The sequence below is a fragment of the Desulforegulaceae bacterium genome (assembly GCA_034006035.1).
In the GTDB taxonomy this organism is placed as follows: domain Bacteria; phylum Desulfobacterota; class Desulfobacteria; order Desulfobacterales; family JACKCP01; genus JACKCP01.
In genome coordinates, this window is record JAVETN010000008.1 from 1 (window position 1) to 16,186 (window position 16,186).

A 16,186-nucleotide genomic window follows, 5' to 3' on the forward strand; every position below is an offset into this window, starting at 1 on the left:
ATCATCCCCTCTCTCCTGATATCTGGTCTTTGTATATTTTCAGATTATCAGAAGTTTTCTTTGGGTGGGTCAATTTTCAGCTGCAATTTTGTGCTTTAGTGGGTCAATTTTAGGCTACCAAAACTAGACGTTTTTTAGCATTCTTCCTTCTGAGGTGTATTTTTCTTCTTTTGAAAGTAATTTGGTTAAGTCTTCTAGTAAATTCTGCATATTGTTCCTCTGTTAAATCAATCCTTCTCTTGGAGAAGATTGGTAATTTTGTCTTTCAAATCTTGTATTTTTTCTTCTGGTATTTCATCGTTTGTCAGCTTTGATAAAGCTGTTAAAGGTTTAATGTCTTTCCGTTTAGGTGCTTCGTACCCGAGAAAAGACTCCATATCTACATCAAAGAAGGCTATTGCGCATGTAAAATCATTTTTGTTTTCATTAATATATTTGTTAACTTCTTCCTGACCAATTTTTTCACCATCACCGTCGTAAAGTACAGAATGATTTATACCAAGCTCTGAAAAAAGATTCATATATCGGTGTATATTGAATTTGCCCATGGAATCTAATACATAAATCTGCTTTTTTTGTAACTCTTCCCAAGAATTAGCTATAAGATAATCAAATATTACTTTTTCTGTTGCACCTTCACAAATCAATACATGTTTGGCGAAAAAAGCTGATGCCCTCTCAGTATCTAGCCATAAAGAATACCGAAAACTTTCATCATCAATCTTCTTAAGAATATCCGGAGTTTCTTCACCAAGGTGTTTATCTTTTATAAATTTAATCAGTTTCGAATCACTACTATCATTTACTAATAAATCAGAAAAATACTTATACATGCCTGCATTCGTATTCCATAACTTTTCAAGAACTTCGTTCTTTATTTGATATACTGATGTTCTTCCACTGTTTTTGTTTACTTTTATTATAGATGGCAACTGATTGATATTCTTACTTACAAATGTTGTGGAATGCGTTGTTATCAAAATTTGATTTTCTTTGGAAAGTCTCTTTAAACTGAGATTTAAATATTCCTGTTGTGAAGGGTGTAAAAAAGCCTCTGGCTCTTCGAATAGCAACAATGTAAAATCAGGGTTAAAATCTTTTTTCTTCGGAGTTTTTTTATCGACATATTTACTGCTCAAACGAATGAGAGTATATATAATGTGTCTCTGTAATCCCTGGCCTAAATTATCAATATCGACTTCTGAATCCTGGAGGTTTCTATCAGTCACATAGTGGTTTAAAAGGTTTTTTACAATATCTTCCGGTTTTATTGCATTGATTTTAAAACCAAAATCTATTTCCCAATGAGAAATTTGCTCATTGATATCCTGAACAAGGCTGTTTAGTGAAAATTCGTTTCCTTCAGATTCAACTCTAAATTCTTTATTGAAATCTTCAAGAGCTGTGTTTAATTGCGAGTAGGAAGGGCTATTTGAAACAATTTTTTTGAAAACAAAGTTAGTTATGTCTCTTAATGGAGATGGTCCAGATAGTTTTAAAGTGTCAGATGTTTTGGACATTTCAGGGATGTAAATAGCAGAACCCAATTTAGCGGAAGATATGTTTTTCGCCCCATAGAATTGATTCTTAGATAATTCGCCTTTTTCATAAGCAAAAATATTGCTATTCTTCGAATCAATCAGTTCTTTATCATCAGATTTAAAATACCTTCTGACTTTCAGAACCTTATCAGCAGTTTTATATTCTTCTTTGATAAGTTCATTTTCTTCATCTGACAAGATGAATGTTAATTCAATCCACGATTCTTTATCATTAGTATCGAATTTGGGAAAATCTTTCTTATCATTGTATTTAGTGCCACCTTCTTCATAAAAAACTCGAAGTGCGGAAATTACATTTGTTTTGCCAGCATTGTTTTCACCGACTAATAGACTAAAGGCATCAAGATCAAATGATTCTTCTTTAATTGACCTGAAATTATGGATTTTAACACTCTTTATTTTCAATAGTTAATATTTCCTCCAGCAATTGCAAATACAGTTTTAGTTAATGAATCTTTGAATTAAGTCTATTAATTCTGTTCACTTTTAATCAGGTTTAGAGAAAAATAAAACCATTAAATTCTTTATTGCAAGCAAAAACTAAAACATTTCTCTGATTTCCTTCAGTATCGATCTTAGTGAAAATCTTGGAAACTATCAATAATTCTTAACGGCAGAATTTACCCCATTCCTCCATCATAGGTCTTCTTTCTTCCAAAAGTTCGTTTCTAGCGTAGGCTGCACTGGTTTCATCGCTATTTACGTGAGCTAAGGCAAGCTCAGATAATTCATCAGAGTAAAAAGGGTGATTATATTTTTTTGGCTGTCTTGCCCAATCTTTGAATGTAGACCTAAAGCCATGTGGGTTGATTAAATCATTTAATTTGGGATCAATATATTTTTTTCCTTTTTTATCAAGATTTTTAATGATGCTGTTCATTGCACCATCAGATAAAGCCTTACCTCTTGGGCTGGGAAAAATATATTCATTAATCTTGGGTAAGTTTATTAACAGTTCTACAGCCTGTTCAGATAAAGGGATTCTTTGTCCTCTCTCATTTTTTTTCATCTTAAAGTTTGGTATTGACCAAACCTTTTGTGACAGATCTATTTCAGTCCAAATCAAACTGCGTACCATACCTGGTCTAGCTGCCGTTAATATTAAAAATTCAAGTGCCTTTGGAGCTATTCCTTTTATATCTCTTAAATCTTTTATAAATTGGGATACTTCTTCTGGAGGAAGAGCTTTGTAATGGCTTTTTGTTTTATTTTTATCAGGATTAGGCATTAAAGTGCTTAGATGCCCATCCCATCTTGCAGGATTAAATTTAGAAGGTAAGATTTCAGATGCTATTGCATAATCAAAAATAGCTTTTAATCTTTGCTGAACTTTTTTACCCATATCTGCAGTTGTTAGCCAGATAGGATCAAGAATCTTTCGAATGTGATTTGTATCTATATCTTCAATGTTTAAATCACCAATAACCTTGAATGCATGATTTTCAAGAGAATTAATCCAGCTTTTTCTTCCCTTATCATTTTTAAGTTCCGGACTAATTTTTGTTTTATGATAGTGGTATGCTATTTCAGAAAAACTCTTGAATTTTTTTGCTTTTTCTTTTTTTCTTTCTTCAATGGGATTTATGCCTTTATATATTTGATCTTTTATTTCTCTTGCTCTTTCCCTGTTGTCATAATCAAGCCCTCCGCATTTCAACAACTTCACCAATTGATTTTTTACCATCGCAATATTTAGCCCAGTCTGACATTAAAGGCCGACGTTCTTCGAGTAGTTCATTTCTTGCATAAGCTGACCTTGTGGCATCACTATTTACATGAGCAAGTGCAAGCTCTGATAGTTCATCAGAATAATTAACATGACCGTACCGCTGTGGCTGTCTTGCCCAGTCTTTAAAAGTACTCCTAAAGCCATGAGGAACAACAAGCCTTCCTGTTGTTTCGTCTGTGTATGTCTTTCCTTTTTTATCAAGTCTCCTGATAACGTTATTTACTGCCGTATCACTTAAAATTCCGCCTCTTGGAGATGTGAAAAGATACTCACTCAACTTTGGTAGATCGGCTAACAGGTTTAATGCCTGCTCTGACAATGGCACTGTGTGAGGTTTTCCAGCTTTCATTCTGTCCGCTGGGATAGTCCAGACTTTATTCTTAAAATCAATTTCCTTCCATGTCGCAAGCCTTGCTTCCCCTGACCGGCAAGCTGTTAAAATAATAAATTCTAAAGCTCTTGCGGATATGCCTTTATAATCTTTAAGATCTTTTAAAAATTGATTTATCAGTTCAGGTTTTAACGCTGGTAAATGTTTATCCTGCTTTTTGATTTTTGGAAGTAACTGCTCTAAATTTCCTTTCCATGAGGCCGGATTAAAACCACGTTCCATAAGATTTGAAGCAATAGCATAATCAAAAATAACCTCTAAACGCTGTCTTATTCTTTTTGCTGTCTCATGCTTATCTGTCCATATTGGTTCAAGTGCTTTGATAATATGGTTTGTTTCAATGTCTTTAATATTGAAATCACCAATTACAGGGAATATATATTTTTCAATTTGTGATATCCAATTTTTAATATGCTTTTGATTTGTAAGTTCAGGAATGATTTTTATTTTATGATACTGATATGCTATTTCTGAAAATAAATTTATTTGTTCCGCTTTTGTTTTATATCGTTCTTTAACTAAATCTACACCTTGACTTTGAAGGTTTAAAAGCTCCCTTACTTTTTCTCTGGCATCAGCTAATGAAATATTCGGATAGCTCCCTAAGCCCCAAACATAAAATCTACCTCCTTTTTTTATTCTAAATCTCCAACTTTTAGCCCCAGATTTAAAACACCTTATATATAAATATGGAACACCGCCAACGGCATAATCGGAATTGCTTTGCCCTGGCTTTGGTTTTAAAGCTAATAATTGTTTATCTGTAATAGGGGTTTTTATTATCATAAATATTATCTTTCTTTTTAAGGGTATCCATAAGGGTATCCAAAAAGATAAGATATTATGATATTTAATGCAACAAGAAGAGACAAAGATTTTCTAAGAAGTGCTTGTAATGTGTGTTTTTATTGGGTTTTTGATATTGTTTGAAATTGGATGCAACTATGATGTGGTGGAGGCGCCGGGAATTGAACCCGGGTCCGGAGAGGTTCCACAAAGACTTCTACATGTTTAGTCTGTAGATTTAATCTCGCAGTCAAAGCCTTTTACAGACAGAAGTTTTTGACCGCCAGTCCGATTAATTTAATCTTTTTGTCAACGGACAGGACAAAAAGACGAGATTGCTGAGTCGACGCCCAGAACCAGAGACGCAATCTTACCCTGGCAGGACGGTAGCTTATGCTGCTACAGCGTAGTTATAATCGTCTGCGATTATGTTTGTTTCGCATTATACGGACTGCGAATCCGACATGCCGTCTTGGTTTCTATCAGCCCCGTCGAAACCAGATCGCCCCCAAATTTTAAAAGAACTTCTTAAAAACTGTATATATTATAATGATTCCTATCTTTAAGTCAATCAAATTTTTAAAATAAATTTAATATCGAGTTGGATTTCCATAGATTTGTTATCTAAATTTGTTAATAAAGATAATACCCCTTTGATTTAAATACAACCTTTAATAGTTAAAAAAATCAGTTAAGGTTTTAGTGTTGACAAAAAAGATTGGAAAGTATAGTTAGAGATATCTAATGATATTAAAGAGAATTGAAAATTATGGATAGAAAATGAATACAAAAATATTAAAAAAAAATAAAAAGCCCCTTACTTCTTCCATGGAAGACTATCTTGAAGCTATTTACCAACTGAGCCAGGAAAAAAGATTTGTCAGGGTAAAGGATATTGCAAAACAAGTTGGTGTGAAAATGCCTACTGTAACAAGTATGCTCAAAAACTTAAGGGACAGGGGGCATGTCTTTTATGAAAAATATGAGTTTGTAGAGTTAACAAAAGAAGGTGAAAAGGTTGGTCGTGAAATCCAAAGACGACACCAGATTCTTTTTAAATTTTTAACAAAAATTTTAAAGATAGATAATTTAACAGCCGACCAGGAAGCATGCAAAATGGAACATTCTTTAAGTCCATCAACCCTTCAGAGGGTGGTTGATTTTATGGAGTTTATTCAGATTTGCCCAAGGGCTGGAATGGAATGGCTTGATCATTTTGAAGAATTCAGGAAATCAGGGAATAATCCTGGAAAATGTCTTGAAAGAGGAGAATCTGAAATTCCTTGCCAGGTAATTCAAGACAGGGTTGAAATTCTTTCAAAAATGGAAAATAAATAATTTAAGTAAAAGCTTGAATTGGTTTTTATAAATTCAGGCTTTTTATTTGCAAGCAAACTTAGAGTTGTCTAACTATTCTGGGTGACAGATTTTACAAATTTACAGCTGTTAAAACCCAGAAATTTTAACCTTGACTAAAAAAATATCTTAAAGTTTTAAAAAAAATTATAAAATTTGTTTGACTTATAAAACATCACCTGGTACTTAGCAGAAACTTTTTAAGTTAGACATATCTACCAACGCCTGACTTTATCCTTAAATTATAGTGAATATAGGAAGCTGGCATCGGAAAAAAATAAATTAAGTTTTATGGTTTTTTCGCAACTTTTTATTTGAAGGGATTTTCAATGACTTTGGACAAAATTAAGCCGGGTAACAAGTGTAAAATAAAAGGTCTTTTGGTATCAAGCATGCTTGGTCAAAGACTTTTTTCCATGGGTATTTATCCAGGAGCAATTGTTGATGTTGTAAGAAATGCTCCGCTTGAAGATCCCATGGAAATAAAAATGGATTCAACTCTTGTGTCTTTAAGACATGCAGAAGCAGGTTGTGTGGAGGTTGAACCTCTATGAGTCTTGTTAACATTGCATTGGCAGGCCAGCCAAACTGCGGAAAATCAACTCTTTTCAATGCTCTTACAGGAGCTTCTCAGCATGTGGCAAATTATCCAGGTGTAACAGTTGAGAAAAAAACAGGGAATTTTAAATCTAAGGATTTAACGTTTTGCCTTACAGATTTGCCCGGAACATATTCTCTTACCTCATTTTCTTTGGAAGAAAGAGTTGCCCGTGATTTTATTTTAAATGAGGAACCAAAAGTTTTAATCAATGTTGCAGATTCCATGGCTCTTAAAAGAAGTCTTTTTTTTACTTTTCAGCTCATGGAAGCAGGGCGGCCTGTTGTTCTTGTTCTTAATATGATGGATCTTGCCCAAAAAAACAAAGTAACAATAGATCATGAAAATCTTTCCTTAAGACTTGGTGTTGAAGTTGTTCCTGCATCAATGAAAACAGGGATGGGAAAAAAAGAAATTATAGATTCTGTTTATAATCTTTCCAAATCAGAAAAATTAAAAGTTCCTGCCCAGCTGGATTATCTTCATATGGAACCTTATTTAAGAGAAATAGAAACCCTTCTTTCAAAAACATCATTTGCCCATAAAAAATTCCCCCTGAGATGGGCTGCCATAAAACTTATGGAAAGCGATGAAAATGTTGAAGAGCTTATTTTAGAAGAGGAAAATCACCTTGAAATCCTTGATTCTGTATCAGAATTAAGAAAAAATTTTGAAGAAACTTATGATTTACAACCTGAAATGTATATTTCACAAAGAAGGTTTGAGGTAGCTGAGGATATTATTCGAACTTCAGTAACAAAAGAAGAAAATTCCAAAAGAAATATGACAGATATTTTAGACAGTTTTTTCTGCCATAAAATTATGGGACCGATTTTACTCATAGGAGTTGTTTATCTTCTTTATTATCTTGCCATTGTCCAGGGCTACAATTTAACAAATTATACTTGGCCTTTGCTTGCAAAAATAAGAACATTTACTGAAATTATTATGCCTGCTCCGGGATTTATTGAAGAGCCTCTTATCAGATCTTTTGCACTTTGGTTTGTTGACAGCATAAATGCCCTTTTAAACTATATTCCTATTTTCTTTATTCTTTTTGGACTTATAGCAATTCTTGAAGACAGCGGATATATGCCAAGAATGGCATTTATAATGGACAGACTTTTAAACAGATTCGGACTTCACGGACAATCAACCCTTCCCATGGTTTTAGGCGGGATTTATGTTGGAGGCTGTGCTGTTCCTGCAGTTATGTCTTGCAAAGGAATACCTGATGAAAGATCAAGGCTTTCAACAATTTTAATTATTCCTCTTTTAAACTGTCTTGCCAAAGTTCCTTTGTATGTTCTTTTAATAAATATTTATTTTTCCGCACATAAAGGACTTGCAATGTTTTTTATTTCAACAATAAGTCTTTTATTTGTTCTTCCAGTTTCAAAAATTCTTACAATGACAATTTTAAAAGATAAGGAAACAGCTCCTTTTGTAATGGAACTTCCTCCTTATCATATTCCTTCTTTTAAAACTATTTTCAGACGTGCAGCTGAAAGGGTGTGGCTGTTTTTAAAAAAGATTACAACCATAGTTGCAGCAGTTGCAGTGATTGTTTTTGTTCTTCTTTATTATCCTGGAATAAGTAATGAAAGAATGAACTATTATAAAAATATTGAAAAAAATGCAATTTCAGAATTTTTAAATTCAGCTGCAAATACTTCATATAAAGATGAGTTTGATAAAGAAAAAGTAGTAGAGCTTGCTAATTTTTACGATTCATATCGTTCTGCAAGAATGCAGGCTGGTTCTAATTTCAAGAAAAAAGAAAAAGCGTTTGAGCAAAAAAATCCTCTTTTTCTTTCAATTGTAAAACGATCTAAAGACAAAGATTTGAAAATACTTGGAAGGGAACTTAGGAAGCTTGTCAGAACAAGGAAAATGGCTACCATGGAAATGCAAAAAGAAAGAATAAACAATAGTTTCCTTGGGAAAGCCGGAATGGCAATGGAACCTGTTACAAAATATGCGGGGTTTAATTGGAAGGTAAATGTTGCCCTTTTAAGTGCACTTGCCGCAAAAGAAAGCAGTGTTGCAACCCTTGGAGCTCTTTATCAGCAAGATGAGTCAGGTTCATCTCTTGAAACAAGAATGGAAAAGGAAGAAAAAGGATTTACTTCTCTTCATGCACTTTCACTTATGCTTTTTATGGTTTTGTATCCACCCTGTGTTGCAACAGCAATTGCAGTTAAATTAATGTCTGGTTCAGCTAAAATTATGGTTTTTTCTGTAATTTATCCAATGGTTATAGGTGTTGCTGTTTCTTCTGGAGTGTTTTCTGTATCAAAGGCTTTTGGTTTAAGCGGTTTACAGGCAATGTTTTGGTTTTATGGAATTGCCTTGATTTTTACAATACTAATGGGGTTTGTAGGCAATGATAAAAGTTATCAAAATTAAAGGAGAAAAAAATGGTTAAAAAGTTATCAGCTTTATTTGTTTTTTGTGCTTTGCTCTTTTTTACAGGGCAATCTTTTGCTCATACACCACTTTGTTCATGTTATGATGAGGGCGAGGGAAGTATTGTTTGTGAAGGAGGGTTTTCAGACGGCTCTTCAGCTTCAGGAGTTGAAATGCGTGTTGAAGATAAAAATGGAAAAATTGTTTTAAAAGGAAAGATGGATGATTTTAGTGAATTTTTGTTTCAAAAGCCTGAACATGATTATGTTGTAATTTTTAATGCAGGTCCTGGGCATGAAATAAAAATTGATGGCGATAAAATTTATTAATAACTAAGAGGCAGGGTTTTAAAGTTAATCAGTTTTAAAGAAATTAATAACTGAAAGTAAATACTTTAAATAATGCCATTTTTTTAACTAAAAAAGTTAGAGGGGTCAAAATGAAGAAGGGTTGTCTTGTTCTAGTGGGGTTGTTTGTTTTAATCTTTGCAGTGCCGGCATATTCACATTTTCAGATGATTTATACACCAGAGTCAGCTTTGACAAATGCATCTGAAATAGATCTTAAGCTTGTATTTACCCATCCCTTTGATGGGGGATATACAATGGATATGGGAAAACCAGTTAAGTTCTTTGTTGTAAAAAGAGAAAGAAAAACAGATCTTTTAAAAACTCTTAAGCCAATTGAGTGGAAAAGCTCTACAAATTCGGGGAAGGCCTATGAAGCAAAATTTAAATTAAGGGGAATGGGAGATAATGTTTTTTGCCTTGTTCCTGAACCATACTTTGAAAAAAATGAAGATATTTACATTCAGCAGATAACTAAAATGATTGTAAACACTGCTGGTTTTCCAACAGACTGGGATTTGGAAACAGATCTTCCAACAGAAATTGTTCCCCTTGATAAGCCTTATGCACTTTGGACAGGTAATGTATTTAGAGGAATTGTTAAAAGTAATGGAAAGCCGGTTCCTTATGCTGAAATTGAAGTTGAATACCTTAATCACCAGCCTTTAATTGACAAAAATGAGTTTGCAAAGGAGGGTGCAGTAGAAGCTCCCCAGGATTCTTTTGTAACCATGGGAATCAAGGCAAACTCAAATGGAGAGTTTACTTTTGGTATTCCAAAAGCTGGATGGTGGGGTTTTTGTGCTCTTGGATCCGGACCTTCAAAAAAATATAAAGGAAAGGAACTTTCCCAGGATGCTGTTATCTGGATCCAGGCAAGAGATATGAAATAGTTTTGATTATAATTAAAGGCACAATGGCTTAGTCCATTGTGCCCGGTTAATAAAAAAACAAACAAAAAGAGGATAAGATGGGGGAGATTTTTGTATTTATTATTGTTGGAATATCAGTAGTTTATGTGGTCAGAAAGCTTTACCTTTCTTTTAAGAACGATTCTATAGATTCCGGTTGTCAGGGATGCTCAGGGTGTGAAAATCCCAAAATCAAAAAATAGTCAATTGTAAAATAAGATTTTGCAAATCTGATTTTGATTTAAATGATTCTAGGCTTATCCATTTCAGGGTTGTATTTTTGTTTAATGAGTTATTTAATTGATTAATAAAAACTTTAGATTGAAAATATGATAAATTTGATTAATTTAAGTAATTGTCAGATTTAATATATTAACTTTTAAATAAAAAACTTGATAATGGGAAATACTTTTAAATCAAAATGGAAATTAAAAGATCTTATTGACTTTGACTATTTTCTTTTTTTAAGAAAAAATAATGATAAGGATAGGAGATCTTCAGACAGGGAATTTTATCTGGACAAAATAGCTCCTTTTGCTAATTTTGAAAGCTCCAATTTTAATCAAAAGGATCTTTTATATTTATGGGCCAGTGCAAAAAAAACAGAACTTATTAAAATTTCCAATCCCCAGCTTCCAGGTGAGTGGTCAGTATCTGCAGTAAAATTAATTGTATTGATATTTTCTGTCTTGTTTTTTTTAATTGGGCTTTTTACTGCTTTTGGATTTTTGTCATATTCAGGAGTTTCTCCTATTAATGTATTTTATTATTTTGGAATTTTTGCAGGATTTCAAATTTTAATTTTACCTTTTGCTTTTATTCCTTTCTTTTTTCGGAATGAGAAAAGTTTTTTTAAAAAATTTTCTTTGTTTTTACCAGTGGCTGGTTTTTTTAAAATAGCTTTCCAAAAAATTTTCAAAAAATTCTTTCATAAATCTTCATCTGACCCAAGCGTTTTATATTCTTTTGATTTTTTAAAATACAGCCAGCCTTTGTTCTGGCTTTTTTTTACAATTTCTCAAGGGATAATTGCTTTATTTAGTACAGGAGTATTGATAGGAACCCTTATTAAGGTAACTGGTTCTGATCTTGCCTTTGGGTGGCAAACAACTTTAAATCCAGGGGCTGAATATATTTACAAAATTGTAAGTTTTATTGCTTCTCCCTGGGCATGGTTTATTCCAGAGTCCATGGCAAATCCTTCTATGGATCAAATTATAGGCAGCAAAATTATTTTAAAAGAAGGGATTGCTTCACTTTCAACCCAAGACATGACTTCATGGTGGCCTTTTCTTTGTTTTTCTGTATTGTTTTATTCGATAATTCCAAGGTTTATAATTATGCTGGTGGCATATTTTAATTATAGCCGAACCATTAAAAAATATCCTAAAGACAGTTCAGAGTTAAGACAGCTTTCAAGATCTCTTTTAAGACCTGAATTCGATTTTAAACCCAGTGAAAAAAATTTAGAAAAAGATTTAAGATCTGTAACCAAGCCTGATTTTTTAAAATCTGAAAAAATTAAAGAAAATTTAAATCCAACTTCAACAGGGGTAAGACTTATTTTACCAGAAGATATTTATAGTGAAGAAGTAATTGATTTTATAGAAAAAATAATAGCCAAAAAATTTGGATATCTTCTTTATCCTGTGATAAATTCAACTGGAGTATCAGAATTTGATCAGCCCTGGTTAGAGGAAAATATCAAAAAATCAGGTAAAAAGTTTATAATTATGCTCTGTCTAGAAGCCTGGCAGCCTCCTTTAAAACAAACTATTGAATATATAGAAAATTTACGTAAAATATCAGGTAAAAACTGTGAGATCCTGGTTGCCCTTGTTGGGAAACCGGGAAAAGAAGATCTTTTTTTGGATGTAGAAAAAAATGACTTTGAACTATGGCAGTTTAAAATTGATTCTATTAAAGATCCTCTTGTTTCACTTACTGAGCTGAAATTGGAATAGATATTATGGGGAAAAATATAAATGAATCAAACTTTAAAATACCAGTATTTGCCATTGTAGGTCATCCAAACGAAGGTAAATCTTCAGTTGTTTCAACTCTTGCTGAAGATGACAGGGTGAAAGTGAGCAGATACCCTGGTGAAACAACAGAGTCTATGTCTTATCCTGTGATAATTGACAACCTGGAAATAATAAGATTTGTAGATACCCCTGGATTTCAAAATCCTGGAAAAACCCTTGCCTGGATGAGAAATTACAAAGGGGATGCTTCAAATATTTTTAAAAATTTTATTGAAGAACACAAAGAAAACCCAGATTTTAAGGATGAAATTGAGCTTCTTACACCTATCAGCCAAGGTGCTTGTATTATTTATGTTGCAGATGGTTCAAGACCAGTAAGATCCATAGATAAAATGGAAATGGAAATTTTAAGGCTTACAGGTCAGCCTAGAATGGCTGTTCTTAATGCCAAGGAAAATGAGGATAAATATCTTGATGAATGGAAACTGGAGTTTACAAAGAACTTCAATTCTGTTCGCATTTTTAATGCACATACAGCAACTTACAAGGAAAGAATTTCTATTCTTGAATCCTTAAAAGCAATGCATCAAGACTGGCAGGAAGAAATAGCCAGGGTTGTTGATGCCTTTAAAAATGACTGGGACAACAGAGCTGAGGAAGCTGCAGAGTATATTTTGGAGTTTTTAAAAAAAAGCATTAGTTTTAAAATTAAAAAAACTTTTTCTTCCAGGTCAAAAACAGAGGAGTTTAAAGAAGAACTTGTTAAATCCTATAAGCAAAAACTTATAAGTTATGAAAAACAAGCCTGTCAAAAAATAAAGAAGCTATATAAACACAATATTTTTAATTATTCTTTACCGCAATATTCAGTTTTAAATGAAGACTTGTTTGATGAGAAAAATCTTGAAATTTTAGGACTTAAATCAAGTCAGCTTGCAATTGCCGGAGGAATTGCCGGTGGTGTAATGGGTGCTGTTGCTGATGGAATTTTTCACGGAATAAGCCTGGGAGTATTTACAGCAATTGGGGGAGCCGCAGGTGCTGGTTATGCTTATTTTAACAAAAACAAAATTGCAGATGTAAAGCTGGCTGGAATGAAACTTGGGAAATTTGAAATTATAGTAGGTCCATGCAGAAATATTCAGCTTTTTTATGTGCTTATGGACAGAATTCTTATTTTTTATTCAAATTCAATTAATTGGGCCCATGGTAGAAGAGAGGAAAGTTTTTCGGACAATTTTGTAAAATCAAATAAAATTGGATTTTCTTCTCGTCTTGATAATGAAAAAAGAAAGATATTTGATAAGTTTTTTAGGCAGACAACCAAGCCAAAGTCGGTAAAAAAAGAAATGGTTTTGGAAAAAGATTTGATCATGGAAATTAAAAAAATCCTTCTTTCAATTTCAGGCAATTAATTTTTTAAATATATTTTGAGAGTTTGACTAAAACTGAAATTTTAAGTGATTTGTTTTTCGTAGACAAAAATTTATTATATTTAATAAGTAAAACATAAAAGCCCGGTAAAAACTACCGGGCTTTTATAATTTAGAAATCAGATGTTTTTATCAGTCTTTGTTAAGTCTTTCTTTTACTTCTTCTTCAACCTGCTCAATTATTTCTGCTGGAGCACGTTTGTAAAAACCAAACTCCATTGTAAATTGGGCCTTACCCTGGGTGCAAGATCTTAAGTCAGTTGAATATCCAAACATTCCTGAAAGGGGTGATTCTGCTTCAATTGTACACATAGGTCCGTCTTCGTGGACAGATTTGATTATACTTCTTCTCTGGTTAAGGGTTCCTATAACATTTCCCTGGAATTCGCCTGGAGTTTCAACAACAACCTTCATTATAGGCTCAAGTATAGTTGGTTTTGCTTTGTAGTAAACTTCAAGAAAAGCATCTCTTGCAGCAATGCGAAAAGCCATTTCAGATGAGTCAACTGCATGGGAGGCACCATCGTTAATTACCACTCTTACTCCTGTTAAAGGAAACTCAAGTCTTGGTCCTTTTGCAAGGCAGTCTTTGAACCCAGCTTCACAAGCAGGAATGAACTGTCTTGGAATTGAACCGCCTTTAATAAGGTCAACAAATTCAAATTCTTCCTCAATTGGCTCAATATAGCCTGCAATTCGGGCAAATTGTCCTGAACCACCTGTTTGCTTTTTGTGTGTATAATTAAACTCAGCATGCTTGGTAATTGCTTCTCTGTATGCAACTCTTGGCTTTCCTGTTGTAACTTCAGCTTTATATTCTCTTTTCATTCTTTCAATATAAACTTCAAGGTGAAGCTCGCCCATACCTTCAACAATGGTTTCTCCTGACTCATCATCTACAAAAGTGCGAAAAGTCGGGTCTTCCTTGGTAAATCTCTGGAGAGCCTTTGACATGTTCACCTGGGCTTTATTGTCTTTTGGTTGTACAGAAAGAGAAATAACAGGTTTGGGAATAAACATTGAAGTCATTGAAATATTGATTGCAGGATCACAAAACGTATCTCCTGAAGCACAGTCAACTCCAAAAATAGCTCCAATCATTCCTGAAGGAATTTCATTTATATCTTCCATTTGATCCGAATGCATTTTTACAAGACGGCCAATTTTAATTTTTCTTTTTGTTCTTACATTTATAAGGGTGTCCCCCTTTTTTACACTTCCTTGATAAACCCTGATATAAGTAAGCTGACCATATGCTCCGTCTTCAAGCTTAAAAGCAAGAGCAACTGTTTTTGCTTCAGGGTCATTTGAAAGAATAATAATTTCTTCTTCATTATCCAGGTTAAGTCCTTCATTTTCTATCTGGGTGGGGTTGGGAAGGAAGAGTAAAACCGCATCAAGGAGTTTCTGGATTCCTTTGTTTTTAAATGCAGAACCCATTGCAACAGGAGTAAGCTCTCTTATTAAAGTACCTTTTCTTATTGCAGAGATAAGCATATCTTCGGTAATTTCGGTTTCTTCAAGAATTGCTTCAGTGAGTTCATCTGAAAAAAGTGAGGCAGCATCAATTAGTTCTTCTCTTTTTTCTTCTGCCATTTCAATAAGGTTTTCTGGAATTTCTTTTTCTATTAGATCGTCTCCATTAATGCCTTCAAAGTAATAAGCTTTCATTTGAATAAGATCCACCACACCTTCAAGTGAATCTTCAAGCCCTATGGGAATCTGGATAGCAACTGCATTATGCCCCAGTTTTGTGTTAAGTTGTTCAATAACTCTGAATGGGTCTGCTCCGACTCTGTCGCATTTGTTAACAAATGCCATGCATGGAACGTTATATCTTTTCATCTGCTGATCAACGGTAATAGACTGGGACTGAACTCCACCAACTGAACAAAGAACAAGAATAGCACCGTCAAGTACTCTTAAAGATCTTTCTACTTCTATTGTAAAGTCAACGTGACCGGGGGTGTCAATAATATTTATCGGAGTATCTTTCCATTCACAGAATGTAGCTGCAGAGGCAATGGTAATTCCTCTTTCCTTTTCAAGCTCCATATGGTCCATAGTTGCTCCGACACCGTCTTTGCCTTTTACTTCATGGAATGCATGAATCCTTTTGGTGAAATAAAGAATTCTTTCGGTGAGAGTAGTTTTTCCGGAATCGATATGAGCACTTATGCCTATATTTCTGATTCTGTTAATGTCGTATTTCATTTCCTGTTCCTTAAAATATAAAAAAATTGTTTAAACTAAAAAATTACCCGGTTTTCCCTGTACAAAATATTTATAATATTTTAATTCAGGGTTGGTTGACCATAAATTTTTGATGAATAAAAATACAAAAAAAATCGGCATTTAAGAAAAAATGCCGATGTAAACTGACTAAAGCAATAACAGATATACTGAAGTAGCTGGATTGTCAACTAAAAAGCACATTTTTTTTAAATTTGCCTATAAAAAGTCTTATACATATTTTAGTGATAATAGTCCACCACTATCTTTGTTTCTAGATTTAATATTTAGATAGGTATTTCTTTGTGAACAATATGAATAATAAATTGAGCAATTTTTAAGTTTGCCTTATATAATTGCAAATTGTCTCAGCTTAAATTCATTGTAATTTTTTAAAATTAATTCTGGTTTATATCAGCATAGTATTTTTTATTATCATCATAGAGA

General features: G+C 33.2%; 12 protein-coding genes and 1 other RNA gene. 8 read left to right on the forward strand and 5 right to left on the reverse strand.

Translation table 11 applies throughout. The features are described from left to right. Window positions 1–227 precede the first annotated feature (227 nt). The 4 genes from RBR53_07435 to ssrA all read right to left on the reverse strand — a co-directional run bounded on the left by RBR53_07435 (window position 228) and on the right by ssrA (window position 4,978). Window positions 228–1,967, reverse strand: coding sequence for an AAA family ATPase (locus tag RBR53_07435; GenBank protein MDY0132485.1), 1,740 nt, complete (start codon window positions 1,965–1,967; stop codon window positions 228–230). A gap of 202 nt (window positions 1,968–2,169) precedes the next feature. Continuing rightward, window positions 2,170–3,219, reverse strand: coding sequence for a site-specific integrase (locus tag RBR53_07440; GenBank protein ID MDY0132486.1), 1,050 nt, complete (start codon window positions 3,217–3,219; stop codon window positions 2,170–2,172). Then, window positions 3,200–4,468, reverse strand: coding sequence for a tyrosine-type recombinase/integrase (locus RBR53_07445; protein ID MDY0132487.1), 1,269 nt, complete (start codon window positions 4,466–4,468; stop codon window positions 3,200–3,202). Before RBR53_07445 ends, RBR53_07440 begins: the two co-directional genes overlap by 20 nt. Before the next feature lie 164 nt (window positions 4,469–4,632). After that, window positions 4,633–4,978, reverse strand: a transfer-messenger RNA (tmRNA) gene (ssrA, locus tag RBR53_07450). 270 nt (window positions 4,979–5,248) lie between these two features. Between ssrA and RBR53_07455 the strand changes: the two genes are divergently transcribed. The 8 genes from RBR53_07455 (at window position 5,249) to RBR53_07490 (ending at window position 13,489) form a co-directional block, all read left to right on the forward strand. After that, window positions 5,249–5,806 (forward strand): metal-dependent transcriptional regulator, encoded by a 558-nt coding sequence (locus tag RBR53_07455; protein MDY0132488.1) that lies wholly within the window; start codon window positions 5,249–5,251, stop codon window positions 5,804–5,806. 347 nt (window positions 5,807–6,153) lie between these two features. Further along, window positions 6,154–6,378 carry a ferrous iron transport protein A gene (locus RBR53_07460; GenBank protein ID MDY0132489.1) on the forward strand — a complete coding sequence of 75 codons (225 nt, stop codon included), beginning with the start codon at window positions 6,154–6,156 and terminating at the stop codon, window positions 6,376–6,378. Further along, window positions 6,375–8,831, forward strand: a complete 2,457-nt coding sequence (gene feoB, locus RBR53_07465) for a ferrous iron transport protein B (protein MDY0132490.1) — start codon at window positions 6,375–6,377, stop codon at window positions 8,829–8,831. Before RBR53_07460 ends, feoB begins: the two co-directional genes overlap by 4 nt. An 11-nt stretch (window positions 8,832–8,842) precedes the next feature. After that, window positions 8,843–9,160, forward strand: coding sequence for a hypothetical protein (locus RBR53_07470; protein MDY0132491.1), 318 nt, complete (start codon window positions 8,843–8,845; stop codon window positions 9,158–9,160). Between the two features lie 110 nt (window positions 9,161–9,270). Then, complete coding sequence (locus RBR53_07475) at window positions 9,271–10,071, forward strand: DUF4198 domain-containing protein (protein MDY0132492.1); 801 nt, start codon at window positions 9,271–9,273, stop codon at window positions 10,069–10,071. A gap of 77 nt (window positions 10,072–10,148) precedes the next feature. Beyond that, window positions 10,149–10,292, forward strand: coding sequence for a FeoB-associated Cys-rich membrane protein (locus RBR53_07480; GenBank protein MDY0132493.1), 144 nt, complete (start codon window positions 10,149–10,151; stop codon window positions 10,290–10,292). Window positions 10,293–10,487: 195 nt separating this feature from the next. Then, complete coding sequence (locus RBR53_07485; protein MDY0132494.1) at window positions 10,488–12,053, forward strand: DUF2868 domain-containing protein; 1,566 nt, start codon at window positions 10,488–10,490, stop codon at window positions 12,051–12,053. A 5-nt stretch (window positions 12,054–12,058) separates the two neighbouring features. After that, entirely contained in the window at window positions 12,059–13,489 is a 1,431-nt protein-coding gene (locus RBR53_07490) for a GTPase/DUF3482 domain-containing protein (protein ID MDY0132495.1), read from the forward strand. A gap of 150 nt (window positions 13,490–13,639) precedes the next feature. Here RBR53_07490 and fusA read toward each other — a convergent pair whose 3' ends face one another. Next, a complete protein-coding gene (gene fusA, locus RBR53_07495) occupies window positions 13,640–15,721 on the reverse strand; it encodes an elongation factor G (protein ID MDY0132496.1) in 2,082 nt (693 codons plus the stop codon). Window positions 15,722–16,186: the final 465 nt, after the last annotated feature.

What these genes read in the sequence shown, in the direction of transcription:
- RBR53_07445 (MDY0132487.1), bottom strand. Translation starts at nt 4,468, where the DNA reads ATGATAATAAAAACCCCTATTACAGATAAACAATTATTAGCTTTAAAA.
- RBR53_07455 (MDY0132488.1), top strand. Translation starts at nt 5,249, where the DNA reads ATGAATACAAAAATATTAAAAAAAAATAAAAAGCCCCTTACTTCTTCC.
- RBR53_07460 (MDY0132489.1), top strand. Translation starts at nt 6,154, where the DNA reads ATGACTTTGGACAAAATTAAGCCGGGTAACAAGTGTAAAATAAAAGGT.
- feoB (MDY0132490.1), top strand. Translation starts at nt 6,375, where the DNA reads ATGAGTCTTGTTAACATTGCATTGGCAGGCCAGCCAAACTGCGGAAAA.
- RBR53_07470 (MDY0132491.1), top strand. Translation starts at nt 8,843, where the DNA reads ATGGTTAAAAAGTTATCAGCTTTATTTGTTTTTTGTGCTTTGCTCTTT.
- RBR53_07475 (MDY0132492.1), top strand. Translation starts at nt 9,271, where the DNA reads ATGAAGAAGGGTTGTCTTGTTCTAGTGGGGTTGTTTGTTTTAATCTTT.
- RBR53_07480 (MDY0132493.1), top strand. Translation starts at nt 10,149, where the DNA reads ATGGGGGAGATTTTTGTATTTATTATTGTTGGAATATCAGTAGTTTAT.
- RBR53_07485 (MDY0132494.1), top strand. Translation starts at nt 10,488, where the DNA reads ATGGGAAATACTTTTAAATCAAAATGGAAATTAAAAGATCTTATTGAC.
- RBR53_07490 (MDY0132495.1), top strand. Translation starts at nt 12,059, where the DNA reads ATGGGGAAAAATATAAATGAATCAAACTTTAAAATACCAGTATTTGCC.
- fusA (MDY0132496.1), bottom strand. Translation starts at nt 15,721, where the DNA reads ATGAAATACGACATTAACAGAATCAGAAATATAGGCATAAGTGCTCAT.